This is a genomic window from Thioclava sp. GXIMD4216, assembly GCF_037949285.1.
GTDB lineage: Bacteria > Pseudomonadota > Alphaproteobacteria > Rhodobacterales > Rhodobacteraceae > Thioclava > Thioclava litoralis.
The window spans coordinates 1,165,127-1,188,643 of the sequence record NZ_CP149926.1; the positions used below are offsets into that span (position 1 = coordinate 1,165,127).

40 protein-coding genes and 1 tRNA gene are annotated in these 23,517 nt (G+C 63.2%); 24 read left to right on the forward strand and 17 right to left on the reverse strand.

Annotated elements, in window-relative coordinates; translation table 11 throughout:
* Positions 1 to 10: 10 nt before the first annotated feature.
* Entirely contained in the window at positions 11 to 481 is a 471-nt protein-coding gene (locus WDB88_RS05720) for an MmcB family DNA repair protein (protein ID WP_339109231.1), read from the forward strand.
* Positions 482 to 483: 2 nt separating this feature from the next.
* Here WDB88_RS05720 and WDB88_RS05725 read toward each other — a convergent pair whose 3' ends face one another.
* Complete coding sequence (locus WDB88_RS05725; RefSeq protein ID WP_339109232.1) at positions 484 to 708, reverse strand: DUF6324 family protein; 225 nt, start codon at positions 706 to 708, stop codon at positions 484 to 486.
* A gap of 129 nt (positions 709 to 837) precedes the next feature.
* On the opposite strand from WDB88_RS05725, the gene WDB88_RS05730 reads away from it, so the two are divergent.
* A tRNA-His gene (locus tag WDB88_RS05730) sits at positions 838 to 914 on the forward strand.
* Positions 915 to 996: 82 nt separating this feature from the next.
* On the opposite strand, the gene WDB88_RS05735 is transcribed toward WDB88_RS05730, so the two are convergent.
* From WDB88_RS05735 to WDB88_RS05805, 15 genes are all read right to left on the reverse strand, one after another.
* Positions 997 to 2,202, reverse strand: a complete 1,206-nt coding sequence (locus tag WDB88_RS05735) for a recombinase (protein WP_339109233.1) — start codon at positions 2,200 to 2,202, stop codon at positions 997 to 999.
* Positions 2,192 to 2,500: a hypothetical protein gene (locus WDB88_RS05740; protein WP_339109234.1), complete on the reverse strand. Its 309-nt coding sequence runs from the start codon at positions 2,498 to 2,500 to the stop codon at positions 2,192 to 2,194. Before WDB88_RS05740 ends, WDB88_RS05735 begins: the two co-directional genes overlap by 11 nt.
* On the reverse strand, positions 2,493 to 2,615 hold the full coding sequence (locus WDB88_RS05745; protein ID WP_339109235.1) for a hypothetical protein: 123 nt from the start codon (positions 2,613 to 2,615) through the stop codon (positions 2,493 to 2,495). The genes WDB88_RS05740 and WDB88_RS05745 overlap by 8 nt, the downstream gene beginning before the upstream one ends.
* The gene (locus tag WDB88_RS05750) at positions 2,616 to 2,813 is read right to left on the reverse strand and encodes a hypothetical protein (protein WP_339109236.1); all 198 of its coding nucleotides are present in this window, start codon (positions 2,811 to 2,813) and stop codon (positions 2,616 to 2,618) included.
* A gap of 104 nt (positions 2,814 to 2,917) precedes the next feature.
* Positions 2,918 to 3,088: a hypothetical protein gene (locus WDB88_RS05755; RefSeq protein ID WP_339109237.1), complete on the reverse strand. Its 171-nt coding sequence runs from the start codon at positions 3,086 to 3,088 to the stop codon at positions 2,918 to 2,920.
* Between the two features lie 23 nt (positions 3,089 to 3,111).
* Entirely contained in the window at positions 3,112 to 3,303 is a 192-nt protein-coding gene (locus WDB88_RS05760) for a hypothetical protein (protein ID WP_339109238.1), read from the reverse strand.
* A gap of 42 nt (positions 3,304 to 3,345) precedes the next feature.
* Positions 3,346 to 3,594 (reverse strand): hypothetical protein, encoded by a 249-nt coding sequence (locus WDB88_RS05765; protein WP_339109239.1) that lies wholly within the window; start codon positions 3,592 to 3,594, stop codon positions 3,346 to 3,348.
* Positions 3,595 to 3,609: 15 nt separating this feature from the next.
* Positions 3,610 to 3,789, reverse strand: a complete 180-nt coding sequence (locus WDB88_RS05770; protein WP_339109240.1) for a hypothetical protein — start codon at positions 3,787 to 3,789, stop codon at positions 3,610 to 3,612.
* A gap of 10 nt (positions 3,790 to 3,799) precedes the next feature.
* Positions 3,800 to 4,066 carry a helix-turn-helix transcriptional regulator gene (locus tag WDB88_RS05775; RefSeq protein WP_339109241.1) on the reverse strand — a complete coding sequence of 89 codons (267 nt, stop codon included), beginning with the start codon at positions 4,064 to 4,066 and terminating at the stop codon, positions 3,800 to 3,802.
* A 208-nt stretch (positions 4,067 to 4,274) separates the two neighbouring features.
* Positions 4,275 to 4,577: a Gp49 family protein gene (locus WDB88_RS05780; protein ID WP_339109242.1), complete on the reverse strand. Its 303-nt coding sequence runs from the start codon at positions 4,575 to 4,577 to the stop codon at positions 4,275 to 4,277.
* Between the two features lie 12 nt (positions 4,578 to 4,589).
* Positions 4,590 to 4,886: a hypothetical protein gene (locus tag WDB88_RS05785; RefSeq protein ID WP_339109243.1), complete on the reverse strand. Its 297-nt coding sequence runs from the start codon at positions 4,884 to 4,886 to the stop codon at positions 4,590 to 4,592.
* A 240-nt stretch (positions 4,887 to 5,126) separates the two neighbouring features.
* On the reverse strand, positions 5,127 to 6,110 hold the full coding sequence (locus tag WDB88_RS05790; RefSeq protein WP_339109244.1) for a DUF2303 family protein: 984 nt from the start codon (positions 6,108 to 6,110) through the stop codon (positions 5,127 to 5,129).
* Between the two features lie 3 nt (positions 6,111 to 6,113).
* On the reverse strand, positions 6,114 to 6,491 hold the full coding sequence (locus WDB88_RS05795) for a hypothetical protein (RefSeq protein WP_339109245.1): 378 nt from the start codon (positions 6,489 to 6,491) through the stop codon (positions 6,114 to 6,116).
* Positions 6,492 to 6,583: 92 nt separating this feature from the next.
* Entirely contained in the window at positions 6,584 to 6,733 is a 150-nt protein-coding gene (locus WDB88_RS05800; RefSeq protein ID WP_339109246.1) for a hypothetical protein, read from the reverse strand.
* A 327-nt stretch (positions 6,734 to 7,060) separates the two neighbouring features.
* Positions 7,061 to 7,345: a helix-turn-helix domain-containing protein gene (locus WDB88_RS05805; RefSeq protein WP_339109247.1), complete on the reverse strand. Its 285-nt coding sequence runs from the start codon at positions 7,343 to 7,345 to the stop codon at positions 7,061 to 7,063.
* A gap of 28 nt (positions 7,346 to 7,373) precedes the next feature.
* On the opposite strand from WDB88_RS05805, the gene WDB88_RS05810 reads away from it, so the two are divergent.
* The 8 genes from WDB88_RS05810 (at position 7,374) to WDB88_RS05845 (ending at position 11,553) form a co-directional block, all read left to right on the forward strand.
* Positions 7,374 to 7,685, forward strand: a complete 312-nt coding sequence (locus tag WDB88_RS05810) for a hypothetical protein (RefSeq protein ID WP_339109248.1) — start codon at positions 7,374 to 7,376, stop codon at positions 7,683 to 7,685.
* Between the two features lie 97 nt (positions 7,686 to 7,782).
* Entirely contained in the window at positions 7,783 to 8,217 is a 435-nt protein-coding gene (locus tag WDB88_RS05815; RefSeq protein WP_339109249.1) for a hypothetical protein, read from the forward strand.
* Positions 8,217 to 8,450: a hypothetical protein gene (locus WDB88_RS05820; RefSeq protein ID WP_339109250.1), complete on the forward strand. Its 234-nt coding sequence runs from the start codon at positions 8,217 to 8,219 to the stop codon at positions 8,448 to 8,450. Before WDB88_RS05815 ends, WDB88_RS05820 begins: the two co-directional genes overlap by 1 nt.
* A complete protein-coding gene (locus WDB88_RS05825) occupies positions 8,450 to 9,151 on the forward strand; it encodes a hypothetical protein (RefSeq protein ID WP_339109251.1) in 702 nt (233 codons plus the stop codon). The genes WDB88_RS05820 and WDB88_RS05825 overlap by 1 nt, the downstream gene beginning before the upstream one ends.
* A complete protein-coding gene (locus WDB88_RS05830) occupies positions 9,148 to 9,615 on the forward strand; it encodes a DUF1937 family protein (protein WP_339109252.1) in 468 nt (155 codons plus the stop codon). The genes WDB88_RS05825 and WDB88_RS05830 overlap by 4 nt, the downstream gene beginning before the upstream one ends.
* Complete coding sequence (locus WDB88_RS05835) at positions 9,605 to 10,225, forward strand: hypothetical protein (RefSeq protein ID WP_339109253.1); 621 nt, start codon at positions 9,605 to 9,607, stop codon at positions 10,223 to 10,225. Before WDB88_RS05830 ends, WDB88_RS05835 begins: the two co-directional genes overlap by 11 nt.
* Before the next feature lie 216 nt (positions 10,226 to 10,441).
* Positions 10,442 to 11,026 (forward strand): hypothetical protein, encoded by a 585-nt coding sequence (locus WDB88_RS05840; RefSeq protein WP_339109254.1) that lies wholly within the window; start codon positions 10,442 to 10,444, stop codon positions 11,024 to 11,026.
* Entirely contained in the window at positions 11,023 to 11,553 is a 531-nt protein-coding gene (locus WDB88_RS05845; protein WP_339109255.1) for a hypothetical protein, read from the forward strand. The genes WDB88_RS05840 and WDB88_RS05845 overlap by 4 nt, the downstream gene beginning before the upstream one ends.
* An 88-nt stretch (positions 11,554 to 11,641) precedes the next feature.
* Here the strand turns inward: WDB88_RS05845 and WDB88_RS05850 are convergent, their stop codons facing one another.
* Positions 11,642 to 12,376 (reverse strand): DUF4396 domain-containing protein, encoded by a 735-nt coding sequence (locus WDB88_RS05850; protein ID WP_339109256.1) that lies wholly within the window; start codon positions 12,374 to 12,376, stop codon positions 11,642 to 11,644.
* Positions 12,377 to 12,525: 149 nt separating this feature from the next.
* Between WDB88_RS05850 and WDB88_RS05855 the strand changes: the two genes are divergently transcribed.
* The 14 genes from WDB88_RS05855 to WDB88_RS05920 all read left to right on the forward strand — a co-directional run bounded on the left by WDB88_RS05855 (position 12,526) and on the right by WDB88_RS05920 (position 23,443).
* On the forward strand, positions 12,526 to 13,236 hold the full coding sequence (locus WDB88_RS05855) for a hypothetical protein (protein WP_339109257.1): 711 nt from the start codon (positions 12,526 to 12,528) through the stop codon (positions 13,234 to 13,236).
* 256 nt (positions 13,237 to 13,492) lie between these two features.
* A complete protein-coding gene (locus WDB88_RS05860; protein WP_339109258.1) occupies positions 13,493 to 14,155 on the forward strand; it encodes a DUF1441 family protein in 663 nt (220 codons plus the stop codon).
* A gap of 3 nt (positions 14,156 to 14,158) precedes the next feature.
* Positions 14,159 to 16,375, forward strand: coding sequence for a terminase gpA endonuclease subunit (locus WDB88_RS05865; protein WP_339109259.1), 2,217 nt, complete (start codon positions 14,159 to 14,161; stop codon positions 16,373 to 16,375).
* A gap of 3 nt (positions 16,376 to 16,378) precedes the next feature.
* Positions 16,379 to 16,582 carry a hypothetical protein gene (locus tag WDB88_RS05870; protein ID WP_339109260.1) on the forward strand — a complete coding sequence of 68 codons (204 nt, stop codon included), beginning with the start codon at positions 16,379 to 16,381 and terminating at the stop codon, positions 16,580 to 16,582.
* 3 nt (positions 16,583 to 16,585) lie between these two features.
* Positions 16,586 to 18,034, forward strand: coding sequence for a phage portal protein (locus WDB88_RS05875; RefSeq protein WP_339109261.1), 1,449 nt, complete (start codon positions 16,586 to 16,588; stop codon positions 18,032 to 18,034).
* Entirely contained in the window at positions 18,018 to 20,069 is a 2,052-nt protein-coding gene (locus tag WDB88_RS05880) for a head maturation protease, ClpP-related (protein ID WP_339109262.1), read from the forward strand. The genes WDB88_RS05875 and WDB88_RS05880 overlap by 17 nt, the downstream gene beginning before the upstream one ends.
* Positions 20,070 to 20,162: 93 nt before the next feature.
* Positions 20,163 to 20,495, forward strand: coding sequence for a DUF2190 family protein (locus tag WDB88_RS05885; RefSeq protein ID WP_339109263.1), 333 nt, complete (start codon positions 20,163 to 20,165; stop codon positions 20,493 to 20,495).
* Positions 20,492 to 20,818, forward strand: a complete 327-nt coding sequence (locus tag WDB88_RS05890) for a hypothetical protein (protein WP_339109264.1) — start codon at positions 20,492 to 20,494, stop codon at positions 20,816 to 20,818. Before WDB88_RS05885 ends, WDB88_RS05890 begins: the two co-directional genes overlap by 4 nt.
* Entirely contained in the window at positions 20,815 to 21,225 is a 411-nt protein-coding gene (locus tag WDB88_RS05895; RefSeq protein ID WP_339109265.1) for a hypothetical protein, read from the forward strand. The genes WDB88_RS05890 and WDB88_RS05895 overlap by 4 nt, the downstream gene beginning before the upstream one ends.
* Positions 21,226 to 21,263: 38 nt before the next feature.
* Positions 21,264 to 21,470, forward strand: a complete 207-nt coding sequence (locus WDB88_RS05900; RefSeq protein WP_339109266.1) for a hypothetical protein — start codon at positions 21,264 to 21,266, stop codon at positions 21,468 to 21,470.
* Between the two features lie 3 nt (positions 21,471 to 21,473).
* Complete coding sequence (locus WDB88_RS05905) at positions 21,474 to 21,920, forward strand: hypothetical protein (RefSeq protein ID WP_339109267.1); 447 nt, start codon at positions 21,474 to 21,476, stop codon at positions 21,918 to 21,920.
* A 106-nt stretch (positions 21,921 to 22,026) separates the two neighbouring features.
* Positions 22,027 to 22,479, forward strand: a complete 453-nt coding sequence (locus WDB88_RS05910) for a hypothetical protein (RefSeq protein WP_339109268.1) — start codon at positions 22,027 to 22,029, stop codon at positions 22,477 to 22,479.
* Between the two features lie 80 nt (positions 22,480 to 22,559).
* Positions 22,560 to 22,835 (forward strand): hypothetical protein, encoded by a 276-nt coding sequence (locus WDB88_RS05915; protein WP_339109269.1) that lies wholly within the window; start codon positions 22,560 to 22,562, stop codon positions 22,833 to 22,835.
* A gap of 101 nt (positions 22,836 to 22,936) precedes the next feature.
* On the forward strand, positions 22,937 to 23,443 hold the full coding sequence (locus WDB88_RS05920) for a hypothetical protein (protein WP_339109270.1): 507 nt from the start codon (positions 22,937 to 22,939) through the stop codon (positions 23,441 to 23,443).
* Positions 23,444 to 23,517 lie beyond the last annotated feature (74 nt).

Consider the following 23,517-nt stretch of genomic DNA (forward strand, 5'->3'; position numbering starts at 1 on the left):
TTTTCGGGCTATGTCCGATAGCCGATCTCTTTCCGATATGCAGCCGGGTCAGGTGCTGGCCCGTGGTGTGGCGCGTGCGCTGGCCGATCTGGGGCTGGCCTCGGTGCTGGAGATGCCGCTCCGCCCGCGCCTACGTGCCGATGTGATGGGGCTGACCCGTAAGGGCGAGATCTGGATTGTCGAATGCAAATCGAGCCGTGCGGATTTTACATCCGACCGTAAATGGCAGGGCTATCTGGACTGGTGCGACCGCTATTTCTGGGCGGTGGATGCTACATTCCCTCTGGAGCTTCTGCCCGAGGATACGGGGCTGTTTATCGCCGATGGCTATGGGGCTGAAATGCTGCGCGACGCCCCCGAGGCGCGTCTGGCCCCCGCCCGTCGCAAGGCGCTGACGCTGGATTTCGCGCGGGTGGCAGCCGCGCGGCTTCAAGGCTTTCGTGACCCGTCCTTGCCGGTTCTGCCCGAAGCCGCCCGCTGAGATTATTTCTTTTTCTTGGGCGATTTGCCGCTGCCGGTTTCGGCTTGGATCTGGCGGGCCGCATCGGCTGCCGCGCGCAGTTCTTCGGCGATCTCTTCGGCCTCGTCAGGATCGAAATCCATCGGCAGATCGAGCCCGTCCCCTTCCAGATAGATTCGCACCATACCGCGATCGGTCGGACCGATTTGCAGGTTCGCGGCGGTTTCATGTTCGCTGTTGATGCTCATATCCTGTCTCCGATTGGGGTGTTGCGCGTTGCCTAGACGTGATTATGGGCTGAGGCAAGGAAAATGCCAAAAACCTGTCACACCCCCCTTGCAATCCTCCGCAGCAATCGGTAAATCCCGCCTCACGGTGCCGCTTTAGCTCAGTTGGTTAGAGCGCTGGATTGTGGATCCAGAGGTCCCCTGTTCAAGCCAGGGAAGCGGTACCATTTTTCAATGACTTAGCTGAAACGCCGTTCCGAGTTGTAACGAGTTGTATCCAACCGTTGTAACGTTGTAATCGGGCCTGATTCACGTGGAACGGCGCAGTTTTACGACCTCGGCCACCGAGTCATTCTTCTCCCGGATATAGCGGTCGGTCGTGCGCATATTGGTGTGGTTCGCCTGGTGCTGCAGCTGGATCGGCGTGGCGCCGTGGCGCTTGGCATCGTTGATCGCACCGGCGCGCGCATCCATCATCTTCAGCTCTTTCGGCAGGCCTGCCGCCCGTGCCGCCAGCCGGAACATCCGCGCCCAGTGGTGGCGATCGTAAGGCATGCCGTTCTTGTCGATGATCACCGGCCCCACGCGATCATTGACCGGCGTCTCGTCCAGGCGCGCGCGCAGCTCCGGCACGGCGGTCAGGTCGAAGATCATGGCTTCGCTATCGCTGCGCTCGGTTTTCGAGGGCGTCTTGCGGATCTGCGTGAGGTCCGCATCGATCATGTCCCATGTCAGCCCGTCCTGCCAGCGCCGCCCGCCGCGCATGATCCCCGTCCGGTCGTCATCGGTCGGGCGCAGATACTGGCCGCGCACATCAACGGCGCGCAGGGCGAACCACCACTGCATCATGTAGCCGGTGGCAAAGGCGCGATAGCCCAGCTCGTCCGCCTTCTCGATCACGGCGGCGATCTGTTCCGCCGTGGGGGCGATGGTGCGGGGCTTGGGCGATTTGAAGCGCGTCTTCGAGAGAATCAGGGACAGCTTGGCCGCGCCCTCGAACTCGATCTGCACCCCGTAATTGACGAAGATCCGCAGGTGCCGGAAGGAGGTGGCGATAAAATGGGTGCTGCGCCCGTTGTCCTTCATCGCCTTTTCCCAGCGCCTGATCGCGGCGTAATCGGCATCCGTTACCAGCATGTCGCCGATCGCGCCGCGCCAGTAGTTGCCATAGTGGCGATATTGCTCGCGGGTGTTCTGCTTGACGTCCTGCACGGGCGAGATCTCGTCGTTCAGATAGCGGGCGATCAGGTGGTGGAAGGTGCCGGGCTCGAGGCGCTTCTCGTTCTCGGCGGTCTCCATCCAGCGCACCATATCGCGCGTCAGCTCGCGTGCGCGGCTGGCGCGTTCCTCGTCGCGGTTATCGCCGATCTGTCCGGGCAGGGCGACAGGCCCCACAACATAGCCCATCGTCTGGGCGGTCTTTGTGGCCCGCCAGTAGACGCGGCCCTTCGATTTGGCAGTACAGGGGGCGTAGAGCGGGTCTGACCCGTCCCAGAGCGCATCCTTAAAACGCATTCGTTCTTTCCTTCTTACGGTTCTGCGCCTCGGCCTGTGCCGGCGCCACCGTGCCGTCGCTCACGCGGCGGCGTTTTTCAATCCATGCCATGACATCGGCCTTGATGGTGAGACCGGTCAGCGGGTCTCGTTTCGGGAAGCCCTCGCGGCCCAGCTTCTCGCGGTTGGTCCTAAACCACGCGATTTTGCGCCCCAGTGTGGAGGCCACCCAAAGGTCGGAGCCATAGGCCGATATGACCGAAAAGGTCGGATCATCATTTTGCGGCTTCAGTCCGAAGTTATGGTCGTGCTCACCCATCGTTCCCTTCCTTTCTCTCGACCCGATTGGCGGGTGCGCTGTCCTCGTGGTGGCCGGTGGCGCGCTGGCGCTCGGCCTGTTCGTCTTTGGCGTTGGCTTCGGCGGGGGTGAGCATCTATCCCTCGCCCCAATATGAGACGTCACTTTCTGCACAGGCCTCAGGGCCATTGTCGCGGTAGAGCGGGTCTGCGTGATAGCTCTTTGCAACTTCCTTGCAGTAATCATCAACAGATTGACCATCATCAAAGGTGTCGAAACCTGCGAGGCGCTTGGCCTCTGCTGTGAACCGACGTGTGAATTCTTCAAGGTCCATATCGGCCTCTTTATCTTTGCTGTTCTGAGCGGGGCCGGTGGCCCGCGCTGGGGGTATGTGGTCGGGCGCGCATGTCATTCGGCGGTGACCTGTGGGGGCTTGGATTACTTGATGACGATGGCTTCTGCCGGAACGGCGTACGACTTCATGTCGGAGGTGAGGGGGTAGAAGAAATCGACCTCTCGCACCGGCTGGCCGCTATCAAGCTGGACTGGCATGTCGCCGTTCTGGTCGAGTAGGTCCTCAAGCTGGGAAATCAATTCTGTGAGTTGCATTGTGCCTCCTAGGGGTGTCTGGATCAGTCGATCAGGCCGAGCCGATCGGCCAGAGAAAAGGCGAACAAAATCATCCAGATCACCGCCGCAGGCGAAAAGATCGCAGCCATCAGGGCCTTGTCCTTTGCCACCGCTTCAACTGTAAACGCACAGAGCATCACTATCATTGCAACGGTGCCGATGATATCGGCATAGCTTCCGATTGCTTCTTTCATTGGGTAGGTCCTCCTCGGACTGGGAAACGGGTTTTTGAGGTTTCAGTAGCTGAAAAGGCCAAGGTCACGGGCTTCGGCCCATGCCTCTGCGCGGATACGGCGACTCGCCGCGTCAGGTGTTTCTGGCATCGGCGGGTGGTCGGTGAAATGGGTATGATACCCTGGCCAGTCGCTGTCATTTGGGGTGCCGATCCATGCAGGCTCACCCAGCCATTCGCCAGCAGGGCCGAGCGCCCACCACGTCTTGTTGCCCATGTCTTCATGCCAGCTTTCGATCGGTCGAGCAGTCATAGTTTCCTCTAGGGGTTAGCTGGCTTTGGACATTTCGGCGTCTATGCGCCGGTCCAGATCGTCGCCGTTCAGGACGACATTTTCCGGCGTTAGACCGGCGAAGACGCCCCCGCTGCGAATGGTGTCCAGGTCACGAGATTTGAGCCACCTGTAGCGGGCGGCATCGCGCTCAGTATCGTTCAGTTTCTCGGGCATATCGGCCTCCTTATCTCTGCTGTTTTGAGCGGGGCCGGTGGCCCGCGCTGGGGGGTGGCCGCTTGGGGCGGCGGATCTCGATCTCCACGCCGAAGCGGGTGGCCAATGCGATCGCGCCATAGCGGTCGCGCGCGCCGAGCTTCCGGGCGATCTGGCGGATGTGCATCTTGATGCAGGGCTCCGAGAGGTTCAGGCGGTGCGCGGCCTCTTTGTAGGGCAGCGCGATCAGCGGCAGGACACGGCTCTCGGCGGGGGATAGCAGGGTGATCGTGGTCATCTGAAAGTCCATTCGTGATAAAAGAGGATTGCGAGGCAGGCGGTGAACGCCGCGCCTGCGATGATGGCGATCAGCATGTGGCCTCCTGAATGACTGGATCTGCGGGGGTGCGTCGGACAGCATTGCCCCCGCAGATCATCCGCGCGACCGCCGCGCGAATTCCTGTTCTTCGGGATGCCGCCCCGGCACGGGGGCGGGCACCGGAAGATCAGGCTGTGAGTTGATCACGCAGACGGAAGCCGAGTAGCGGCCAGATCTTCTCACGGGCGTTGCTGCGGGCGATCTTGCGACCGATCTCGGAATTGAAGTTCTCGGGGCTGGCGCAGGCGCTTTCACCGGTGACCGTGAAGCCGTTCTTTAGCATCAGGCAGCAGACCGTCAGGCAGGATCCGAGGAACACGTGGTATTCCTCGCCCATGATCTCGGCATCCACGTCATCTGGCGTGATGCGTTTGGCGGTCAGGCCTTTTGCTTTGATTTCGTCCTCGATAGCTGCTTCGTCTTTGCTCATTTTGGTGTCCTTTCAGATGATAATTTCGGTGGGGTCGTGCGCGTCGCGCGGGCGGCGCAGCTCTTCTGCGATCAGCTGGATCATGACCGCCCCGAGGGCCGCACCCTTCACGCTGCGGCGCGGCTGCTGGGTGAGGATGACCGGCTGGCGCGGCGCGGTTTCGGGGCGGTCGGCCAGCAGGCTGGATTTGCTCTCCCAAGGGGCGCGCGACAAACTGACCGAGCGGGCGCAGAAATCTGTTTTCCCGAGACCGTCGGGGATGATGACCGCGCGCTTCTCGATCGCGCGCGCCGAAGAGGTAGAAGGCATGGGCTGTCCTTTCATGAAAATCGGCGGAAGCGGCATTTCCCGAAAACAGATCACTGGTGATGCGCCGCTTCCGCCTGTCCGGCGCGCGTGGGATGCGCCGAATTCCTGAACTTGGGGCAGGGCCTGTCTGGCTCTGGCCGAAGGTCGGGGAGGGTCTGGGTCTGGATCTCGGGGCGGCGCGGGGTGAATTTGCGCCGCCCCATATCTGGCCCCCGAAACAGGGAGGATGGGGCCGGATGCTTAGGCGGCAGTCGGGGCTTCCGGCTTGCCGATGTAGAGGGGCAGATCGGTGGCTGCCGTGGTCATGGTGAAGGCTTCCTCGACCGCGTTGCGCAGCGCCACTTTCGGGTCATGCATCGAGATGATGAACGCCACGCCTGCGCCTTTCTTGCGGTAGCGGAAGCGCACGGGGATGCGGTAATGCGGCCCGCCATCGAAAACGGGGATGGCGATGATAAAGAGGTTCGGCACGCTGACCGGATTGCCCTCGGGGTCGCGGTGTTCGTTCTGGAACTGGATTACCTGTTCGCCCGTATCGCGGTTGAACGAGGTCGAGAGGTTCGACACCTCGTTCACAGTGAACTCGCGCGACAGCATGTTCAGCCGCTGATAGGTGGCAAAGCGCCCGTTCAGCATGCCCGCCACGGCGATGAAATCGCGCTCCCAATCGTCCTGCGGTGCCCCGTTGCCCAGCAGGGCGGCGGTGGGGTTCAGCACGTCTTTGGCATGGGCCTCGATAAATTCGCCCATATCGGGGCCGGACAGGTCTTCGCCGTCGATGCTGGTCCAGTCCTTCCATTCCTGCGACAGCGGGAATTCGTAATGCGCGCGGTGGCGGCCATGACGGGCGCGCGGATCGCGGTCGAGATTGACTTCGGCAGGGCCTGCGCGGTTGTAATCGATCACGGCGGTCATGCTGGGTGTCTCCGAGATCTCGCCGAAAATCACGCTGTCCTCGTCCTTATGGCGGTTCACCCATGCCTGAAAGCTGGCCAGATCCAGAATGCGGCTGGTGCCGCGGCGCTGGATCGGGGCGAAGGTCTCGGCGGCGGCAATGATATCCGCCCGCAGGTTCTGAACCCGGCGGCTCTCGGGCACCGATAGCAAGAACGGCTCGCTCAGATCGGGGGAAATCCCATAATCACCAGGGGGCGCGATGCGGTCGATCTGCAGAAGTTCGGGAAGCTTGTCGAGGATCGTCTGCGCGATATTCTCTTCGGTCATGGCTTAGGCCTCTTTGGGTTGGGAACGGTCGGTGAAGCTGGATGTGGCAAAGGCGCGCTGGCCATTGCCTGCATCGCGGATTTCCATGCGGGACTGTGCGGGGTTGTGGGCGGAAATGCCGCCTTCGCCGGTCAGCCAGCCCACGCCCTTGCCTTTGGGCGGCTTGGGGCCGGTGATCTTGTGATCGAGCTGGCCGAAACGGTCGATCTTCATTTCCAGCGTGATCGCGATCTTGGACTTGGCCCCATTGCCGAAATCCAGCGCGTGCTGGCGCATCTCGACATTGTTGCCCTCCATTTCTTCGACAAGGCGCTGCAGATACATGCCGTCATCGACCAGCGACAGGATCTGGTCGAGGCCGCGCAGGGGGCGTTCCGTCATGGGAATATCCTTCGGGGTTGGAAAAGGCCGGGCGGCGGCGAGCAGCGCACCGCCCGGCAGTTGGGTTGCGAGCAGTCATCAGGCAACCGATCTCAGAAAGCGGGGTGCTCGACCTGCCAATGTGCGTGGGAAATCTGCGCGACGGGGTCGAGGTGGATCATCAGGGCAAGGAGAGCCGCGCCAATGCCGACGGCGGCCCAGAGGGGCATCCGTGAGTTGGTGGTTCGTGACATCGTCTGCATTGCGCGGCTCCGTTTCCTTGAACTGCGCTAATGTTGCTACATTCGCAACTTTTTAGTCAAGCTTATTTTTTGCGAAAAACGCAAAGTCTTAGATGAGGAAAAGGAAACCCCTTGTTTTTAAAGAGAACTCAGACGTGCCACTTATGATTTTGTTTTGTAGATCGCCAGATTAGGACGCTAATTCTGACTTTTTCAGATATAGCGTCTTTATTTGAGGGGGGCGACTTGTTAAGCTTACGCGGACAGGAGGCCCTATGCTGCGCTACGAGCTATTACACCTTATGGATAGGTTATCTGAAATGCAGCGGAAAGAGCTGCATTTATTTCTTATTTATCTGCAAGAAACCGAAGGAACTCTTCTGCCTGCCTCTTCTTTTCGTCAGATAAGGAATCATAGATCTCGAGCAGATGATGGTTGCTCGACGTCAATCGTTGATCGGCATTAAAGAAGGCAACGATCTTTGGCGCTTCTTCCGATTTAACGCGCCGTTTTCCAGATATTATCTTTGAAACGATGTCAGGCGATACGCCAATAGCATCCGCCAAGCGCGATTGTTCGCCGCGCTCGCCCTTCAGGTGTCGTTTGATCCATTTTGCGTCGATGACTTCCATCCTGCGATTGTCGCAAATCGTTTCAGGAATGAATATCGACGAAATCGCAACTTTTCTGTTGACGAAATCATGCGAAATTCGCAAGTTGCCTGCCATGATGGAACCTGCTCACACAGTAATCAAAATATGCGGTGGCATCTCGGTGGTCGCCGAGATGGTTTCGCGTAGCGAGGTGCGGGTACGCCGATGGGGGTATCCCAAAGCACGTGGGGGGAGTGACGGAATTATTCCTGCGGAGCTGCAACAGCTGCTGCTGCGTGAGGCGATTTCTCGCGGCATCCCTTTACGGCCTGAACACTTTTTTCCCGCGTCGCTTTTGCAGGCTGAGCAAAAGGAGTGATTGGTTTGGGAGGATGTTTCGAACTGGGCTGTCATGCGACTTTTATCGGCTTCCTGCTGCCTCACGGGCAAGGAAAACCGCTTTCCGAGGTAAACCAATGATTGAAAGCTACGAAAGCGCCGCGCTGCGGGCGATGTTTGCCAGCCTTGTGCAGCATGCCGGAAAAGGCCCTGCCGTGGTGGCCGCGATCCGCGAGACTACGGGGCGGCAGATGTCGGAAGGGACGCTGAGCAAGATCATCAGCGGCGAGGGCCGGTTCGACTGGAATCTCGCCTTCCAGCTGGAAGAGATCGCGGGGCGGTTCCCGATCCGCACGATGCTGATGGCACGGGTGCCCGGCGATCCGGTCAAGGCGCAGTTTGACGAGCTTGCGGTGCGGACGATGAAAGAGGTGGGCGATATCGGCCCCGCTCTTCTCGATGCGGTGCGCACCGGCGATTTCACCAAGCTCGACAAGGAAGGCCCCGAGGCGGTGACCGCGATCACCGCCGCTATGGCCTTCGGGCGTTCGGCCCGCGAGGGGGATGTGTGATGGTCGAGAGAACAGTCGCCCCGCCGCGCCGCCCGCAGGAGGTGCAGGCCACGGTTTCTGCCAAAGTCTTCAATCATACCAATGGTGCAGAGGTTGAAGTGTCGCTGTCTCAGCGCGGGTTGATGGTGCGGGTGATCGAAGGAGACGAAAGGGCAGAAGCCTTCGCCTTCCTGAGCGTGCCACAGGCGCGGTTGATTGCACGCAATATCCTCGAATTCGTGGGGGATGAGTAATGCCGATCAAGTCGATGCAGGGGCGAGGCGCCCCCAAGGCGGCAGTCACCTGCGATCAGTGCGGCAGAACGGAGGTCGTTCCGTGCGACTACACCCGCGACCGGCCGGTCGCGGGTCAGGTCTTGAGAAAGATGCAGGGGCAAGGATGGCAGGTCCGCAAAGGCAAGCACCTTTGCCCGACCTGCGCGGCGCGGCAGCGGGCCGCATCAGCTAATACAAGCAAGGAAGATCAGATGGCACAGGCAGAGATGCGTCAGCCTTCGCGTGAACAGAAGCGCGACATCATTGATGCGCTGCACGCGGCGTATGACGTCAAGGCTGGGCGGTATGATGGCGGGTATACCGACAAGCGCGTGGCAGAAGAAATCCGTAACGGGATCTTGCCGGGGTGGGTGTCGGAGATTCGTGAGGATCTATTCGGCCCTGATGGCGGCAACCAGGAGTTGGTCGATCTGACGAAAGAGATCCAAGACTGGAAGGGCAACGAGGATAGCTTCTTTGCACGCGTTTCGGCGGTCGAGAAACAGCTGAAGTCTTTGCGGAAAGACCTGCATGCGCTTTCGGCGCGCGAGGCTGCTTTGTTTAATGACCTCAAAAAGCTTCAGGACGATGGTCAGAAGCTCGATACGGTCTATGCAAAGATCTCGGCACGGGTGGATGCGGTGAAGGCCGCTGTGGGGCCGAAGGCGGCGAAAGCATGAGCGCCCCCTTTGATCTTTGGGCCGATCTCGCCCGCGCCGCCAAGCCGCAGGACTGGTCCGCCCCGATTGTCTTCGGGGTGGGGCCGGTCGAGATGGCGCAGCGCTCGGGCGGGCGGATGGTCTATGTCACCACGCCGGTGCGGATCGATTGCTGGCAGGTGCCGGAGGCCGTGGCGCTGGATGCGGCGCGGGCGGCTGCCGAGCTTGCGCGCTTCCGCGTGGCGGCGGTTTCGCCGGTGGTGCTGGGCGCGGCCATGCTGGAAGCCGATATGCATCTGAGCCTGCGCGAGCCGAAACACTGGGCCCGCTGGGTCGCGCCGATCCGCAATGCGGCGGGCGCTTTGTGGGTTCCGGCCAGCCGTGGCTGGCGGGCCTGTCCGCAGATCTGGGCGGATGTGCAATGGGCGTCCTCGCATGGGGTGCCGGTCATGGTCGAGGCACAGGAGGTCCGTCATGGGGGTTGAGCGCAGTTTCACGGTGGTCGAGGCGGGCGGCCTGCCGGACTATCCGATCTCGTCCAACGACCGGCTTGATAGCCATTATTTCGTCACGTGGAATCTCAAGCGCTGGCGTGGCAGCGAATTCCGGCGCGGGGCCTATGCCGATCCGGAGGTCGGCTTCTTCGGCATGGAGCTCTTCTGGGCCGCGCAGGACGAAACGCCGATCGGCACCTTGCCTTGTGATGACGAAAGCCTCGCCTTCCTGCTGCGCATGGCCGTGCCGCGTTGGCGCGAGCTCAACAACCGCGTGGTCTCGCCATTGCATGGCTGGGCGCGGGTCCAGTGCGATAACGGCCAGACGCGCCTTGCGCATCCGGTGGTGACCGCGATTGCGTTGGAGGCGCTGGGATCGAAGCGGCGCAATGATGCCAAGCACGCGGATGACCGGATGCGCAAACGGTTGGGCACGATTGCCGGTCATCTGGCCAAGAGCATTCCGGGCGGGGCGCGTCTGGCCGAAAGCGAGGAAAGGCTCAATGCGATCAGCGACTGGATCGAGGCGGCCTATCCCGGTGGCAGTGCCACCGTGAAGCGGATCCGCGAGGCGATTGAGGATCTGTCGAGCCGTGTCTGAGCTGTTCGAAAACTTCCGCAATTCTTCCTTGAAACTTCCACCGGAAGAAATGGGAATTTTTCAGGAAGATTTTGGAGCTTTTTATTTTTTCCAAAAACCGCGCCGCTGAAAGGAAAAGAGAAGAAATGACAAGAAAAGAAACTTTCCGATCCGGCGCAAAAAGGGAGTGTCCGCCTGTGGATAAGTCGGGATTTGCTGAGAGAAAGGAGCGGCGACATGGACAGTGTAGAACAGGCAGCCGGTGAGAAACGTGTGCGGGCGGTGCTGTTTGAGCCGCTCTTGCGGCTGGGGCTCGGGCGCCCTTCGACCGTGACCAAGGCGGCATTTGACGACATGATCGCGGATGTCTGTGGCAAGCTGGCCTATATGTCGGCGCTCAATCTGGGCGCACTGGCCGACGAGATTGCCGCACACCCCGGCGGGCCGCAGAAAGACCGGCTTTGGACCGGTACGCAGATCCTCGACAAGGCCTGCGAGATCGAGCCGCCCGAGGATAGCGGCAGCCCGCTTCTTCGCGCGGTTTTCGCTAACGGGATCGGGCAGGAGGCGTTGCGCGATGGCTGGGCCCCCGAGTTGCGCTTCTGGCTCAAGCAGAACCGGCGCTGGCCGAATGCTTTCGTGGCCAATCAGCTGCGCGAACAGGCCCGCGACAACCAACGCCGCTTGACGGTGATCGAAGAGAATATCGCAGCGGGGCGCAATGTCCCCGATGCGGATCTGGCCTTCCGCCAGCGGCGGCGGGCGGCAATGGGCAAATGCGAGACAATCGCACAACTGGCAAGGGCAGGAGACGGGGCATGAGCAAGGCAATGCGGAAGCTGAAGGTGACGATGGCGCGCTCCCCATGGGATCTGGGGCAGACGACGGATGCGCAACTGCGCGGCAAGACCTTCGAGAAGGTGATGGTTGTTAATCGTGAAACAGGGAAATCCGAAAATCCAGATGGGGCGATCCGTGCGCGGCGCGAAACATGGGTGGACCGGTATGAGCGCAAGGATCAGCTGACTGCGGCGCAGGCCCATGTGGCACGGGCTCTGGCCTTCGCGGCGGAAGGCGAGAGGCAGCGCGACCCGCTCGCGGCGCTCGGGATTGTCGATCAGTCGGGGAAGGTGGATCGGGCGGCGGCCTTTGTCGATCGGCGGCGGCGGTTCCACCGGATGTGGGCCGAAGTGCCGCAATTCGCCCGCCCCGTGGTGGCGCATGTGGTGCTGGGGGACGGGTCTCTGGGCAGTATGTGTGGAGGAGGGCGCGATCAGTCCCGGCATCTGGATCGCCTTCAGCGGGGCCTCCAAGCGCTCGTGGAGACCTGCCAGAAGAAAAAGGATTGACGCGGAAAACTAAACGCTCCAGATTGGCATTATCGCAAGAGCTGCGCCCGGAACGGATAAAACCGTTGCCGGGCTTTTTCATGCGCACTTACATCGCTTCCTTCACGCCAATCTTGATAAGCCACCAGTTGACCGGAAAGGCGGTCACGAAGCCGCAGAGCATTGCGATTTGCATCATCAGCCAGAATTCGACTGTATTGGCTCGAAGCTCGACGCCCAGTACCTGCGGGAACAGCCAGAAATGGGCGATGGCCATGAAGCCATACATGCCGATCTGCCAGGATGTGAGCGAGGCGGCATCGGCTTTGACGGCCTCCTTCAGGGCTTCGCCTTTCGAGATGTCGCGCATCGGTTTGATGGCGAAATACTGGAAGGCGACACCGAAGCCGAAGGCGAGGATGAAATCGAGAACCCAAACGGCGAAGATCTTCTCGGCGAAGAACCATTGCCAGCCGAAGGCCACGGCCACCGCCGGAAAGAAGAAGGCCAGCCATTCGGCGATGATGTCGCCCAGCGTGCAGCCGCTGCCACAATGCAGCGCGCCCTTGGCAACGGATTTGGCGGTCGGACCTGACATGTTGTGACTATGCCCGTGGTGGTGGCCATGGCCGTGATGATGCTGATCCTGTCTGAGAGGCGCACGGCCCACGGACACGTAGAAGCCCAGAACAAGGACGCTGCCGAAGAGGGCACAAAGCGGCCAGACGAGGTTCATGATCCACATATGCTGCGGCCTCTTTCGTTCGTCCTGAGCGATCCAGATGGCGCAGACCACGGCAAGGGCGAGAGAGATGAGGGCGACGATATGCAGGGCGAGGGGCAAAGCAGGCTCCTTTTCAATGGGGGCTGGTTCTCAATGGGCCCGCTCTTGAAAAGTTCCGCACCTATCCTCGTCGTGCAAGTATTCGGCCTCCAACTCGTTGATGATGTCATAGGAGGGTAAGCATCACCTTTGAATGTGGGAGTATCAAGATGCCTAGCCCTATCCTCGACATCTCCGGCTTCACCTCGGCGCTCGACACGCTGGCCAAGCGTGATGTGGTGATCGCCTCGACTTGGGCGCTCAATGATACGGTGGAAGAGGCGCGGGCGCAGGTGGCGGACCGGATGACGGTGGTCTTCGACCGGCCCACGCGGTTCACTCAGAACGCCTTTCGGGTGAAGAAGGCGCGGGCCTCGGATCTGGAAGCGGCGGTGGAAGAGCGGGCCACGATTGGCCGACGCCATTACCTGAAGGTGCAGGAAGAGGGCGGGCCGCGCGGCCAGACGGGCTTCGAGAAGCTGCTGGCGCAGAACCTCGCCTTCGAGGGCATCATCCAGTCGGTGATCCCCGCCGAGGGCGCGCGGCTCGATGCCTATGGCAACTGGTCGACGGGCGAGCGCAATCAGGTGCTCTCGGCGCTGAATGCCCAGCGGGACCGGAGCGCCAACGAGACCACGGCCTCGCGCAAGCGCCGCCCCAAGCGGGCGCGCTACTTCGTGCCCAAGGCGGGGCTGACGCAGGACATCTACAAGCGCGGGCCGTCGGGCATTGCCGAGCGGGTGGCGATCCTGTCGGACAAGGTGCCGGTCTATCAGAAGCGCCTCGGCTTCTTTGCCGAGGCCGAACGGATCTACGAGACGCGGCTGCCCGCGCATCTGGGCCGGACGCTGGCCAAGATGATCGCCAAGCGGTTCGGCTGAGCCCCGCCATCCGCGCCGGATCGGCCACGGGTCCTTCCGGGGGCCTGCCCGCATGCGGGTAATTCGCACCCCGTGACTTTCGCCTGTTCGGGATCTTCCGACAGGGGAGGTTGGGGTTGTTGTTGTTATTCTTTTCAATGGGATGGGCCATGAGCGCCACGCCGCTTGAGCAGGTGTTGCGCGATCTGGCCACCCGACGGCTGGCGACCTTCGGGGCGGGTGCCTCGTTGATCGCGCTCTAATCAGGAGAGAGTTTATGGATACCCTTGTCACGCTATCCGACGGGAGCGTGCTCGATGTCGCGCGCTTTCCGCTGCCCGAGGGGCTGACGGATGGCGTGATGAACCGCGCGCAACTGGCGGTGGCCTTCAATGTCTCCGAGAACACGGTGACCAAATGGGTGGGGCAGGGCATGCCGGTGGAAACGGCAGGCCAGAACGGCGTCAGCTACGAGTTCCAGTTGTCGCATTGCTATGCCTGGCGGCGTGCCCGCGAACAGCAGTCGCGCGAGAGCAAGGCGCGCGGCGATGCGCTGGCCATGCAGGCGTCGCTCGCCTTCCGCAACCTCGACGAAGAGCAGGAGGAAGAGGAGGGCGGGCTGACCGCCAAACAGCTGCGCGAATGGTCGGAGGCCGAATATCACCGCAACCGCGTGGCCGAGCAGCGCGGCGAGCTGGTGCGGGCGGCCAAGGTCTCGGAGCTGCTGGAAGACCTGATCGGGGTGGTGGCCACGGCCTTGGGCACCATGCCCGACCACCTCGAGCGCGATCTGGGGCTGGGGGTCGAAGAGGTCGCCAAGGTCGAGGCGCGCTGTGATCAGGTGGTGATGAAGATGCGCAATATGATCGAGCTGTCGATCATGGGCACGGCGCAGGTGACGCAGCTTGCCGATTACGAACAGCAGGATATGGGGCTTTAGAACATGGTCGAGATGATGGATCGCGGGGCCTCGGTGCTGAGCATCCCGCCGCTTCCGGCATGGATCCAGCCGCGCGAGCTCCTGGCCGATGCGCTGCCGCTGCTGGACCCGCCCTCGCGGATCTCGGTCACCGATGCCGCCGAAGCCTATATGCATGTGCCGATCGGCACGGACTGGTCGCGCTTCGACCGCGCGGTGGCGCCCTATATGGTCGAGCCCGCCGATATCACCCAGTCGCGCAAGTTCAAATCGGTCTGTTTCGTGGGCCCGTCGCAATCGGCCAAGACCACGATGCTGATCACGGTGGCGGTGCATTCGGTGATGTGCGCGCCCGCGCCGGTGCAGATCATCCATATGTCGAAGCCCGATGCGGATGCATGGGTCGAGGAGAAGCTCGATCCGATGATCGAGAATTCGCGTTCGGTGCGGGACCGGCTGGGCCGCGCGCGTGATGACAGCACCTTCTCGCGCAAGCGTTTCAAGGGGATGCGGCTGACCATCGGCTATCCGGTGGCACGCCAGCTGTCCTCGCGCTCGCAGCGGCTGGTGCTGCTGACCGATTACGACCACATGCCGCAGGTTCTGGGGCCGAAGGACGCGCCCGAAGGCAGCCCCTACGGGATGGCGCGGCAGCGGATCCGCACCTTCATGTCGCGCGGCTGTGTCCTTCTGGAAAGCACGCCTGCCTTTCCGGTCACCGACGAGACCTGGAAGGCGGGGCCGCAGAACCCGCATGAGCTGCCGCCCGTCTCGGGCGGGATCGTGCGGATCTATAACGAGGGCACGCGCGGGCGGTTCTACTGGCAATGCCGCGACTGTGGCCAGCTGTTCGAGCCGCATTTCAAGCTCCTGCGTTATGACGCGACACTCGAGCCTGCCGTGGCGGGCGCGCGCGCCGAGATGGGCTGCCCGCATTGCGGCGCGCTTTACAGCCATCGCCACAAGAACGAGATGAACCGCCAGATCCTCAGGGGGCGGGGCGGCTGGCTGCATGAGGGCAGCACGGTCGGGGAGGATGGCAAACGGGCGCTGGTCACCATCGACGATCCCGATCTGCGGGCCACCGATGTGGCGAGCTATTCGCTCAACGGGGCGGCGGCGGCCTTTGCCAGCTGGGAAGGCATCGTGACCTCTTACGAGCTGGCGCTGCGACAGGCCGAGCAGTTCGGCGATTATACCGAGCTCAGCCGTGTCTACTTTACCGAACGCGGCGAATCCTATGTGCCGCATGGGGGGCAGGTCGAGGGCGAGCTGACCACGGCCATGCTGGCCGATCATGCCGTGCGCCTCGATCAGCGCACAGCCCCCGGCTGGACGCGCTTCATCACCACCTCGGTCGATGTGCAGGGCAACCGTTTCGAGGCGCTGGTCATGGCCTGGGGCGCGCAGGGCGAGCGGGTGATCATCGACCGCTTCGCGCTGGCGCAACCGCCCGAGGACGCCCCGAAGGCCAAAAACGAGGATGGCCAGTTCCGCGCGCTCGATCCCGGTCGCTATGCCGAGGATGCGGGGGTGCTGGTCGGGCTGGCGGCGCGAACCTATCCCGTGGCGGGCCAGCCCTGGGCGCTCGCGCCCTGCGCGCTGGTGGTTGATTTCAACGGGCCTGCCGGATGGTCCGATCATGCCGAACGGTTCTGGCGCGCGCGCCGGCGTGCGGGCGAGGGGGATCTGTGGTTCCTCTCGATCGGGCGGGGCGGTCTCAAGCATAGCGACAGGGTCTGGTATGCCTCGCCCGAACGCGGCTCGAACGGCAAGAAGGCGCGGGCGATCAAGCTGTTGAACATGGCCACCGACCGGCTGAAGGATTCGGTTCTGGCAGCGCTGGGGCGGTTCGAACGCGGCCCCGGGGCCCAGCACACGCCCGACTGGCTGGACGAGGAACACCGCGCCGAGCTGCTGGCCGAACGCAAGGGCCCCAAAGGCTACGAGCTGAAGACCGGCGTCAAACGTAACGAGACGCTCGATCTGTCGGTGCAGGCGCTGGCGGTTGCCGAGCATAAGGGGATCAGCCGGATCAACTGGGACGCCCCGCCCGACTGGGCGCTTCTGGGGGCCGTCAATCCCTTCGCGCAGGCCTATGGGCCGGATCGGACGCCACCGGCGGATCCGGCTTCCGGCGCAGGCGCGGCCACCGGTGCGGGGGAGGCCCCCGTGCCCTCCCCATCATCCGCGCCCCCGCCGCCTGCGCGGATGGGGATCCGCTATCTTCGAGGACGCTAGAGCATGGCCTGGACCGAGGCAGACATCACCCGCATGGAACGTGCGATCGCCACCGGCGCGCGGGTGGTGCAGATCAATGGCGAGCGGGTGGAATACCGCTCGCTCGACGAGATGCGCGCCACATTGGTGCTGATGAAGGACGCGCTGCGCGGCGCGCGGCCCGGCGCCTTCAGCGTGAGCTACCCCAAGACCTTGCGAGGCCTCTGACCCATGAACCCCATTGATCGTGTGGTGACCTTCTTCAGTCCTGAAGCGGGTCTCAAACGCATGCGCGCCCGTGCGGGGGCGGCGCAGCTGATGAACTATGACGCCGCCTCGCGCGGGCGGCGCACCTATGGCTGGAAAGCGCCGGGGGCTGCGGCGGATGCGGCGGCCTTCGGCCATCGCGCGCGGCTGCGCAATCTCTCGCGCGATATGATCCGCAACCGCCCCTATGCGGCGCGCGGGCGCGATGTGGTGGTGGCCAATGTGGTGGGCGAGGGGATCACCCCCTCGATCCGTGCGCAAAGCGACCGCGAGCGCGGCCTTGTGGCCGAGGCCCTGCAGCATCTGCTGACCCCCGATATCGACAGTCTCGGCGAATATGACCTCTACGAGATGCAGGGCATCGTGATGGGGACGGTCTTTGGCGATGGCGAGGTGCTGGTGCGCAGGCGGATGCGCAACCCGCGCCATGATCCGCATCTGCGTCTGCCCTATCAGGTCGAGCTGATCGAGGCCGATTACCTCGACCAGACGGTGCAATCGCACGGGCAGAACCTTGTGGTGGAGGGCATCGAATACGGCCCCACCGGCGCGATCGAGGCCTATCACCTCTATAACGAGCATCCCGGTGCCGTGCAGAACCGCAAGGCGCTGTCCTCGACGCGGGTGCATTGGTCCGATGTCCTGCATATCCGGCGCTTCGATCGGGCGGGCCAGTTGCGCGGGGTGCCGTGGCTGGCACCTGTCATGATGACGCTGGGCGAGCTGGGCGATTATCAGGAGGCGCAGATCCTCAAACAGCGCATGGCGGCACTGATGGCCGTGGTGATCGAATGGGAGGATGCGGCCACGCGGCCCGCCAATGCGGGGGCGGGGCTGGAAGAGCTGGCCCCGGGCGCGGTGGTCAACCTCCCCGCGGGGGCCAAGCCCAACTTCACCGATCCGCCGAAGGTCGATGGCTATGACGAGTTCATGCGCCGTGGCCTTGGCATGGTCGCGATGGGGCTGGGGATCAGCTACGAGTCGCTGGCCGGTGACCTCAAGGGGGTGAACTCCTCCTCGGGGCGGATGGGCCGGATGGAGATGGATCGGCTGGTGCGCATGTGGCAGCGCAACCTGATGATCGGCCAGTTCTGTCGCGGCATGGAACGCTGGTTCCGCGAGGGGCTGGCGATGGCGGGCCAGACGGGCCTTGCCTTCACGTTGGACTGGACCCCGCCGCGCCGGATCCTTGTCGACCCCACCAAAGAGATCCCCGCCATGATCGACGAGGTCGAGGCGGGGCTGAACTCGCGCCAGCGTACCCAGCGCGAGCTGGGCCGCGATCCCGATACGATCCGCGCCGAACGGGCGCAGGATCAGGCCGAAGACAGGGCGGCGGGCCTCGCGCCGGTCCAGCCCAAAGGGGCCGAGCCGCCCGCAAAGACAGAGGAGAGTGATGATGAAGGCGACTGACCTGATTGTGGGCGGCGAGCTGATCCTGAGCGGGACGGTGCTGCTGGACGATTATGTGGGGTATATGTGGGAGGAAGATGTGTTCTTCGCCCCGCGTATGGTCCGCGAGGCGCTGCAGATCCTGGGCGAGGGGCCGGTGACGGCGCGCGTCAATTCGGGTGGCGGCCATGTCTGGGCGGGCGAGCAGATCCGCGCGATCCTTGCCGCCCATCCGGGGGGCGTGACCATCGTGGTCGAGGGGCTGGCCGCCTCTGCCGCCTCGCTGCTGCTGATGGCCGGACGCACGCGCCTGATGTCGGCAGGCTCGCAGCTGATGATCCATGACCCGTCGGGATGCGTCTTCGGCACCGAGGCCGATATGCGCCGCGAGGCCGATGTGATCGGGGCCTCGGCCAATACCTATGCCGCCGTCTATGCCAGCGCCTCCGGCAAGACCCCCGAAGAGATGCGCGAGATCATGAAGGCAGAGACCTGGTACGGCCCCGAAGAGGCCGTGGCGCAGGGCTTTGCCGATGCGGTTGCGGGCGAGGAGAGCCCCACCGCGCGCCTGACCCGATTTACCACGATGGAGGCGGCCCGTGCGGCCTTCATGAGTGCGGGCGCCACCTATGAGCGCCTGCTGTCCCGTCTTCCCCGATTGTCCATTGCAAAGGATGCAACCATGACCACCCCCACCGAACAAACCACCTCCCCGACGCCCGCGCCGGTCCCGCCCGCGCCGCAACCGGCCCCCGCGCCGCAACCGGCCCCCGATCCGGTCGCCGCCGAGCGCGCCCGCGTGAAGGGCATCCGCGAGATGGCGGCGCCGTTTCTGACCTCGGGCCGGTTGATGCAGGCCGATATCGACGCGCTCGTCGATGACGGCACGCAGGTGGCAGAGGCCGGTCTGCGGCTGATGGCGCAGATGGCGGCGGCAGAGGCCCCCACCCGCAGCCATGCGCCGGCGCAGATCACCCGCGACGAGACCGACACCCGCATGGAAGGGATGATCGGCGCGCTGATGAAGAAGACCGACGGTCCGGCAGCGGACTATCGCGGGCTGCGCCTCAAGCGCATGGCGATGGATCTCGCGGGTAGCTCGCGCGGCTATGACGAGGCCGCCCAGGTCAAGCGCGGCATGATGGCCACCACCATGACGGGCGGCGCATTGGGCGTCAGCGATTTCGCCTATATCACCACCGAGGTGATGAAGCGCACCCTGATCGAGGCCTATATCCGCCGCGCGGCCAGCTGGCAGCTGGTGACCGGCGCGCCGATCTCGGCGGCCGATTTCCGCGAGCTGCATGCGGTGCGCTTCGGCGGGGATTTCCAGCTCAAGCCCGTGGGCGAGAATGGCGAGTATAAACAGGCCCGTCTGGTCGATGAGGCCGAAGGCCTGAAGGTCGAACGTCGGGGCCGCACCATCAACCTGACCTTCGAGGCGGTGATCAATGACGATATGGGGGCCTTCCAGCGCATCCCGACCGAGTTCGCCACCGCCGCGCGGCTGATGGAGGCGTCGATGGTCTGGACGCTGTTCCGCACCAATGCCAAGCTCAAATCCGACGGCAAGACGCTGTTCCATGCCGATCACGGCAATCTCGCGGCGCAGGCGGCGGCGATCTCGGTCACCTCGGTGGCCGCCGCGCGCAAGGCGATGTGGGAACAGCGGGCCTTCGGCTCGAAAGACAGCGATGACTTCCTGTCGATCGAGCCCGACCGGCTGATCGTGCCGCCGGCGCTGGAGCTGCCCGCCATGCAGTTCGCCGCTGCCATCACGCCGGCCAAGAATGCCGATGCCAACCCGTTCTCGAACTCGCTTACCCCCTCGACCGTGGGCAATCTCGGCGCGGCGGCGGGCGGCTCGGATACGGCCTGGTATCTTGTCTCCAGCGATATGCCCCCGATCCAGCACGCCTATCTCGAAGGTTACGAGGCCCCCACCGTCGAGACGCTTGATGGCATGAACCCCGATGTGGTGACGATGAATGCCCGCCACATCTTCGGGGCGGCGGCGGTGGAATATCGCGGCGTCTACAAGAATGCGGGCCAATAAGCGGGTCGCATAGACCGGTTTCCATGATCGGGCGAACGGGCATCCATGACGGGTGCCCGTCGCCGTTTTGACGTTAAGCGACAGGAGCTTGTGATGAAGAACTATGTAGCACCGGGCGAGCATATCACCCTGACGGCAGAGGCTGCGGTGACCGCAGGCCAGCTGGTGAAGATCGGCGCGGTGACGGGGGTGGCGCAGCACGATGCCGCTCTGGGCGATCCGGTGACGCTGGTCCGCCGTGGCGTGTTCGAGCTGCCCAAGACGGAGGCGCAGGCCTGGACGGCAGGGGCCAAGGTCTATCTGGCGGCAGAGGGCGATGTGCTGACCACCACCGCCTCGGGCAATACGCTGGTGGGGGTCGCGCTCGAGGCGACGGTCGATCCGTCCGCCGTCGGGGTGGTGCTGCTGGACGGCGTGATCCGGTGACGGGGGTCTTCGCGGGCATGGCGGGGGTGCTGGCCGATGTGCTGGGCGGGCCGGTGCTCTACACGCCCAAAGGCGGGGCCCCGCGCGAGATCCGCTCGATCTTCCGCACCGAACCGATCGAGGCGGAGGATCAGGACGGCCACCCGATCGTCATCATCGCCCCCAGCTGGCGGGTGGGCCGCGATCTGGTGCCGGAGCTGGCCAGGGGCGACCGGATCGATCCGCAGACGGGGACGCTTTACACCGTCGAGCTGATCCGCCCCTCGGGCTCGCCCGCAGGGGATGCCTTTGTCATCTGCGAGCTGCGCAAGGTGCAGCCATGAGCCGCGCCCTCTATCGCGCGCGGGCCAAGGCCGCTCTTGCCAGCGCCCCCGATCTTGCGGGGGTCACGCTGGTCTCGGCCTGGGCGGGGAACTTCTCGGCCAGTGACCTGCCGGTGATGGGGGTCGCCACCCCGCGCGAGCGGGGGCGTCCGGGCACGCTCAATGCCTTCGAGCGCGAGGTGCTGTTGCAGGTGGTGATCAAACGCCTCGGCGGTGCCGAGATCGAGGATCAGCTCGACCGCGATGCGGCGGCGATCGAGGCGGCGGTGATGGGGGCCTTCGGGGCCGAGCGGCTGACGCTGACCCCCGAAGAGGTCACCATCACGCTCAATGGCGAGGGCGAGGCGGTGATCGGCACCGCCGTGGTCAGCTTCACCCTCAACTATCTCAAACCCCTGCGCGGCTAAGGCGCGGGGATCTTTCTTCATAGCAAAGGAGCTTCGCGATGCCGAAGGTCAAGAATAGCGGGGCCAGTGATCTGACCCTGCCCAGCGGTCACATCCTGCCTGCGGGCAAAGAGACCGAGATCGCGCAATCGGTGCTCGATCTGATCGACAACCGCAATGTGCTGGGCGGGCGAATCCGCTCCGGCGCGATCACCCTTGCGGCGGAGGCCAAACCCGCCGCCACCACCCCCGAGAAGAAAGGCTAAGCGATGACCCAACGCACCTATATCGGCGCCACCGTGGAAGTGGCCGAAGGCAAACCGGCCACGCTGGATGCGGCGGGCTTCGGCGCGATGACCGGCTTTGCCGAGGTGGGCGAGATCCTCGAGTTCGGGGAGATCGGCGACACCTCGGAAGACACCACCGAGACCACGCTCAAGGGCCGCACGCTCCACGTCAACGGCGCGCTCGATGGCGGCACCTGCGATTTTACCTTCCTCGTGACCGGCAACACGGATGCGGGGCAGGAGATCCTGAAGGCCAAATCGAACAGCAATGACGACGTGTCGGTGAAGATCACCGATCCCGATGGCGAGGTGGTCTATCTGCACGCCAAGGTCGCCAATGTCCGCGACCGTTCGCGCACGGCCTCCACCGCCAAGGGCATGACCGGCCAGTTCCGCATCAACTCGGCGCTGGTGCGCGTGGCGCCCTAACCCCTGATCCATGCCGGGAGACCGGCGTGGCTGTACGGCCCGGGGCGCGCGTGGTTCATGCATTCCGGGCCGTTTCTTCTGAACCGGAACCACAGGGATTTACCTCATGGACTTTACCAAATTCGACAGCCGCTCTGCTGCGGACACCCCCGCCCGCCTGCATCTGAAAGACCCCGCCAATGGCGAGCCGCTCTTTGCTGATGCCGGGCGCACCAAGCCCTGCATCGTGCTGGTGCGCGGCACCGAAAGCCGCAGCGTGCAGGCGGCGCTGCGGGCGCTGCAGCGCGCCAAGCTGAAGGACAAGCCCAAGAAGGACGAGGAGGTCCGCTCGCTCGAGGATCTGCACGGCCAGATGGTCGATAGCGCCGTGCCGCTGGTCACCGGCTTCGAGAATATCGCGCGGGGCGAAGCGGCGCTGACCACCTCCGAGGATGATCTGCGCTGGTTTTTGAACCTGCAGATGCTCAACGGGCAGGAGGGCGAGAAGAGCTTTGTCGAACAGGTGCTGGCCTTCGCCTCCACCCGCGAGAGCTATCTGGGAAACGCAAACGCGCGCTGATCCGCTATGCCCGCCAGCTGGGCCATCTCCATTCCACGCCCCGCTCGTGGAAGGAGACCCGGCTGGCCTTTGCGCGCCGGATGGGGCGGCCTCTGGGCCTGCCCGATCTGGATGCGGGGGCCTATCTGGTCGAGGCGATGATCCGCCTCGATCCGGTCCGCTCCACGGGGCTGGATCTGCGCGCCACCGACTGGCCCGAAATCAGCGCCTTCATGCAGGCCACGGGCCGGATCAGCGAGGGCTGGGAGGCGGAACTCCTGTTCGACATGTGCGCGGGGTATTTCGAGGCAAGGCAGGCAGGGGAGGATCCGCTGGCCGTGGGGGATTTTGAGATAGAGATTATCAATGAGACGTAACGTCTTGGTTCTATTCGTAAAGTGCATCCTTAGGTTGCGATCTATTCGTTGGAACTACGAACGATTTCGAAACTACAAGGTCCGTTTGAGAGGAACTGAAATTGAATACCCAAACAAATAACGTATCAGAAGCTACACCTGAAAATGCGGCTCCGTCCGGCGGTGTGGCCGCATTTGTCCGCGAATGGAAAACCCAATTGTTGGCGATTGCTGGAGCGCCGTTTGTTGCAATCGGTTACTTGCTGAACGTCTCTGCACAATCGCAAGACTATCCGCTATTTGCTAATGCTTTGTGGGGTATAATCGGTTTTCTGATATGCGTTCTCATTTTTGCACTTAGCCTTTTGGTTTGTGGAATGATCGCAACAATCGCAAGCCCGCAGGCGAATTCCAGCTCCGAAAAATGGTATCGAAAATTAGGGCGCCGGCTGTTTAACTTGCTTCTTGTAGTAGGCGGAATCTTCATTCTTATACTCGGATGGTATTCTCTACAGATTGGCACGCAGGCATTCGGGCGCGTTAAGCCTTACTCCCAAGAGTTGCATCGTGCAGTTCAAGAGCATAATGCCGTTTCCGATGATGACCAAAACGTTGGTTCGGAACACTAGCGCCTCGGCCTGATTACCCAACAAACATGAATTTCCCCTAGGGGCGGACCTCGCGGTCTGCCCCTTTTTCTATG

Bases quoted from the DNA above. Each gene is read 5' to 3' on its own strand.
- WDB88_RS05820 (WP_339109250.1), top strand. From the start codon at position 8,217: ATGGTCGAGAGAACAGTCGCCCCGCCGCGCCGCCCGCAGGAGGTGCAG.
- WDB88_RS05720 (WP_339109231.1), top strand. From the start codon at position 11: ATGTCCGATAGCCGATCTCTTTCCGATATGCAGCCGGGTCAGGTGCTG.
- WDB88_RS05910 (WP_339109268.1), top strand. From the start codon at position 22,027: ATGGACTTTACCAAATTCGACAGCCGCTCTGCTGCGGACACCCCCGCC.
- WDB88_RS05780 (WP_339109242.1), bottom strand. From the start codon at position 4,577: ATGAGCAAAGACGAAGCAGCTATCGAGGACGAAATCAAAGCAAAAGGC.
- WDB88_RS05765 (WP_339109239.1), bottom strand. From the start codon at position 3,594: ATGACTGCTCGACCGATCGAAAGCTGGCATGAAGACATGGGCAACAAG.
- WDB88_RS05830 (WP_339109252.1), top strand. From the start codon at position 9,148: ATGAGCGCCCCCTTTGATCTTTGGGCCGATCTCGCCCGCGCCGCCAAG.
- WDB88_RS05815 (WP_339109249.1), top strand. From the start codon at position 7,783: ATGATTGAAAGCTACGAAAGCGCCGCGCTGCGGGCGATGTTTGCCAGC.
- WDB88_RS05800 (WP_339109246.1), bottom strand. From the start codon at position 6,733: ATGCAGACGATGTCACGAACCACCAACTCACGGATGCCCCTCTGGGCC.
- WDB88_RS05845 (WP_339109255.1), top strand. From the start codon at position 11,023: ATGAGCAAGGCAATGCGGAAGCTGAAGGTGACGATGGCGCGCTCCCCA.
- WDB88_RS05875 (WP_339109261.1), top strand. From the start codon at position 16,586: ATGAACCCCATTGATCGTGTGGTGACCTTCTTCAGTCCTGAAGCGGGT.
- WDB88_RS05840 (WP_339109254.1), top strand. From the start codon at position 10,442: ATGGACAGTGTAGAACAGGCAGCCGGTGAGAAACGTGTGCGGGCGGTG.
- WDB88_RS05895 (WP_339109265.1), top strand. From the start codon at position 20,815: ATGAGCCGCGCCCTCTATCGCGCGCGGGCCAAGGCCGCTCTTGCCAGC.
- WDB88_RS05760 (WP_339109238.1), bottom strand. From the start codon at position 3,303: ATGAAAGAAGCAATCGGAAGCTATGCCGATATCATCGGCACCGTTGCA.
- WDB88_RS05740 (WP_339109234.1), bottom strand. From the start codon at position 2,500: ATGGGTGAGCACGACCATAACTTCGGACTGAAGCCGCAAAATGATGAT.
- WDB88_RS05810 (WP_339109248.1), top strand. From the start codon at position 7,374: ATGAATATCGACGAAATCGCAACTTTTCTGTTGACGAAATCATGCGAA.
- WDB88_RS05885 (WP_339109263.1), top strand. From the start codon at position 20,163: ATGAAGAACTATGTAGCACCGGGCGAGCATATCACCCTGACGGCAGAG.
- WDB88_RS05790 (WP_339109244.1), bottom strand. From the start codon at position 6,110: ATGACCGAAGAGAATATCGCGCAGACGATCCTCGACAAGCTTCCCGAA.
- WDB88_RS05755 (WP_339109237.1), bottom strand. From the start codon at position 3,088: ATGCAACTCACAGAATTGATTTCCCAGCTTGAGGACCTACTCGACCAG.
- WDB88_RS05795 (WP_339109245.1), bottom strand. From the start codon at position 6,491: ATGACGGAACGCCCCCTGCGCGGCCTCGACCAGATCCTGTCGCTGGTC.
- WDB88_RS05900 (WP_339109266.1), top strand. From the start codon at position 21,264: ATGCCGAAGGTCAAGAATAGCGGGGCCAGTGATCTGACCCTGCCCAGC.
- WDB88_RS05870 (WP_339109260.1), top strand. From the start codon at position 16,379: ATGGCCTGGACCGAGGCAGACATCACCCGCATGGAACGTGCGATCGCC.
- WDB88_RS05735 (WP_339109233.1), bottom strand. From the start codon at position 2,202: ATGCGTTTTAAGGATGCGCTCTGGGACGGGTCAGACCCGCTCTACGCC.
- WDB88_RS05770 (WP_339109240.1), bottom strand. From the start codon at position 3,789: ATGCCCGAGAAACTGAACGATACTGAGCGCGATGCCGCCCGCTACAGG.
- WDB88_RS05915 (WP_339109269.1), top strand. From the start codon at position 22,560: ATGGGGCGGCCTCTGGGCCTGCCCGATCTGGATGCGGGGGCCTATCTG.
- WDB88_RS05835 (WP_339109253.1), top strand. From the start codon at position 9,605: ATGGGGGTTGAGCGCAGTTTCACGGTGGTCGAGGCGGGCGGCCTGCCG.
- WDB88_RS05880 (WP_339109262.1), top strand. From the start codon at position 18,018: ATGATGAAGGCGACTGACCTGATTGTGGGCGGCGAGCTGATCCTGAGC.
- WDB88_RS05905 (WP_339109267.1), top strand. From the start codon at position 21,474: ATGACCCAACGCACCTATATCGGCGCCACCGTGGAAGTGGCCGAAGGC.
- WDB88_RS05855 (WP_339109257.1), top strand. From the start codon at position 12,526: ATGCCTAGCCCTATCCTCGACATCTCCGGCTTCACCTCGGCGCTCGAC.
- WDB88_RS05750 (WP_339109236.1), bottom strand. From the start codon at position 2,813: ATGGACCTTGAAGAATTCACACGTCGGTTCACAGCAGAGGCCAAGCGC.
- WDB88_RS05745 (WP_339109235.1), bottom strand. From the start codon at position 2,615: ATGCTCACCCCCGCCGAAGCCAACGCCAAAGACGAACAGGCCGAGCGC.
- WDB88_RS05825 (WP_339109251.1), top strand. From the start codon at position 8,450: ATGCCGATCAAGTCGATGCAGGGGCGAGGCGCCCCCAAGGCGGCAGTC.
- WDB88_RS05865 (WP_339109259.1), top strand. From the start codon at position 14,159: ATGGTCGAGATGATGGATCGCGGGGCCTCGGTGCTGAGCATCCCGCCG.
- WDB88_RS05860 (WP_339109258.1), top strand. From the start codon at position 13,493: ATGGATACCCTTGTCACGCTATCCGACGGGAGCGTGCTCGATGTCGCG.
- WDB88_RS05775 (WP_339109241.1), bottom strand. From the start codon at position 4,066: ATGACCACGATCACCCTGCTATCCCCCGCCGAGAGCCGTGTCCTGCCG.
- WDB88_RS05725 (WP_339109232.1), bottom strand. From the start codon at position 708: ATGAGCATCAACAGCGAACATGAAACCGCCGCGAACCTGCAAATCGGT.
- WDB88_RS05805 (WP_339109247.1), bottom strand. From the start codon at position 7,345: ATGGAAGTCATCGACGCAAAATGGATCAAACGACACCTGAAGGGCGAG.
- WDB88_RS05785 (WP_339109243.1), bottom strand. From the start codon at position 4,886: ATGCCTTCTACCTCTTCGGCGCGCGCGATCGAGAAGCGCGCGGTCATC.